4 protein-coding genes are annotated in these 1917 nt (G+C 52.8%); 1 reads left to right on the top strand and 3 read right to left on the bottom strand.

What is annotated here, in order from left to right:
- Positions 1-41: 41 nt before the first annotated feature.
- From CJF39_RS22505 to CJF39_RS22515, 3 genes are all read right to left on the bottom strand, one after another.
- On the bottom strand, positions 42-473 hold the full coding sequence (locus tag CJF39_RS22505; protein ID WP_094995364.1) for a GNAT family N-acetyltransferase: 432 nt from the start codon (positions 471-473) through the stop codon (positions 42-44).
- Positions 474-636: 163 nt separating this feature from the next.
- The gene (locus CJF39_RS22510; RefSeq protein WP_249275430.1) at positions 637-939 is read right to left on the bottom strand and encodes a hypothetical protein; all 303 of its coding nucleotides are present in this window, start codon (positions 937-939) and stop codon (positions 637-639) included.
- Between the two features lie 191 nt (positions 940-1130).
- Positions 1131-1499, bottom strand: coding sequence for a histone-like nucleoid-structuring protein, MvaT/MvaU family (locus CJF39_RS22515; RefSeq protein WP_094995366.1), 369 nt, complete (start codon positions 1497-1499; stop codon positions 1131-1133).
- Between the two features lie 91 nt (positions 1500-1590).
- Here CJF39_RS22515 and CJF39_RS23820 point away from each other — a divergent pair, with 91 nt between their 5' ends.
- Complete coding sequence (locus CJF39_RS23820) at positions 1591-1881, top strand: hypothetical protein (RefSeq protein ID WP_170942725.1); 291 nt, start codon at positions 1591-1593, stop codon at positions 1879-1881.
- The last annotated feature ends 36 nt before the right edge of the window (positions 1882-1917 follow it).

The following is a 1917-nucleotide window of genomic DNA, read 5'->3' on the forward strand; positions in this document are numbered from 1 at the left end:
GAATAACCCCCAAACAAAAGTTGGCCCTGGCGGCCTGACCTCTATTTTTGGTAAGTGCTAAAAGTGGGGGGATTACCTACGTACTGATCTCTGCAACGCAGATGCATCGACTTTTTGCCTAGCTCCTCGGCGATGGGCTCAACGTTAGCGATCAGTGCTGCTAGGTCATCGCTCTGAAAGAACGGATCGATTGCGATTGATCTGATGTGGAAGCAAGGTGCGCTCGCATCAGCATTGCACTGATCTTTGAACCCTTCTTCCGTAATGAAATCGTCATTCGAGTGACCAAAATGAGCAAAGCCTACGAACTTTCCTTCATGCTCATAGATGAGGAAGTTCTCGGGATTGCGTTGAATCCACTCCTGAAATTCTTCCAGGGTCGCGTTCGCGTCGCCAGCCCAGGCTAAGCTCTCGACGCGAAAGCAATTCGCTGCATCCTCAGGGGTGGCAGAGCGGTATACAGATGCCCACATATCATTACCTCGATGATCCTAGAAGCGGGCATGGTAATGGGTCTGCAGGTTCCACACACCACATGAAGCGGCCCGTAATGCCCGCTTTAGAGCCGTCTCTGCTAAATCTGCGCCGTTGATTTGCCTGACCCATCGAGCGTGTCAGAAGAGCCCTATGGCGAGCTCAGGAGGCGAATGATGATTCACGGCTATTGAGCTGCGCCAGCACCCGTTCTAGAAAACGGCGCTCTTCCCCATAGAAGAATGCAGAGGGTTCATGAACTGCCAAGTGCTTAATATCCTCCTCCCACTCGCCGTACCAAGCGTCTGGTGTGTCAACATAGATACTAGGTCGGTCAGGGAATTGATCTCCGGTGATGTCGACGATCAGTCCATCGACTTCAAGCCAAGCATGTGAAGCGCCGTCCTTCATCCCGCAAACATAGAAGAATTCGCCGAGTCCTACGGTGTTCAAATAGTCGCCCATGAGCTCAGAAATGATTCCGCAGCATCCGCGTGGGAAACCTTGGATGTGTAGAGGAACATTGCCAGTCTGTACCACCGTCTCGACTGCCGACCTGAAGTCATGTGCCAACCCAAGCACTGATGAACGAAGCACTTCCTGTTCTCCATAAAGAAGAGCCCGCGTGGGCCCTCCATTTGCATTCAAACGATTTTTTACTGAGCCAACCAGCTCTCGACCGTGTCGGAACCGTATTCAGCTTTCCATTCCTTCAAGACTTTGTGATTGCCGCCTTTCGTCTCGACGACTTCGCCCGAGTGAGGATTCTTGTAGACCTTGACGGCGCGAGCCTTGCGGGTGCTCTTAGTCTCAGCAGCAGCTGGAGCGCGGCGGCTATTGGACTGAGGTTCGAGGATGGCGACGATGTTGCGCAAGCTGTAGCCATACTCGCCCAGCAGATCCCGGAGCTTCTGCTCGAACTGGATCTCACGCTTCAAGCCGTCATCGTTTTTAAGGGTTTCAAGCTCTGCTAATTGGGCAGCAAGCTGTTGTTCAAGAGCGCGGAATTCAGCGAGACGGGACATGTAACACCTCAGATATTTAGTGGTGGCAGTATAGTCAGCGCCATCCGGGGTAGACAATCGAAGGTACCCCCAATGCTTAACGATCAGGCGCTTGCCTCGCAGAAATGTGAGCATCCAAGTGGTGCATTTCAGCCTGCCATTGAATCAGAAACTTTTCCCAATCATGGGCGTACGGGCCATCGACCAAGCGCGTCGATCCGATGCTCGCTTGCAGAAAACGCTCACGCCATGGCTGTGGAATACTGACCTCGCGCACAATGCTGATCCCGGAGTTGTGGTGCTCAATCTGGACTGCTTTGCAGGGGTCATCCGGGCGGCTAGCCTGCGGAACATGGGTGTCTTAGGCTCTGTACGTAAACCCAAGAAATACGATTTTCTGTAAAATACACCGCCATTAAAGCCAGGAGGCCAAGATGGC

Source organism: Pseudomonas lundensis, from assembly GCF_002269125.1.
Taxonomy (GTDB): domain Bacteria; phylum Pseudomonadota; class Gammaproteobacteria; order Pseudomonadales; family Pseudomonadaceae; genus Aquipseudomonas; species Aquipseudomonas lundensis_A.

Coding starts and splice junctions, on each gene's coding strand:
- CJF39_RS22505 (WP_094995364.1), bottom strand. CDS start 473: ATGTGGGCATCTGTATACCGCTCTGCCACCCCTGAGGATGCAGCGAAT.
- CJF39_RS22510 (WP_249275430.1), bottom strand. CDS start 939: ATGGGCGACTATTTGAACACCGTAGGACTCGGCGAATTCTTCTATGTT.
- CJF39_RS22515 (WP_094995366.1), bottom strand. CDS start 1,499: ATGTCCCGTCTCGCTGAATTCCGCGCTCTTGAACAACAGCTTGCTGCC.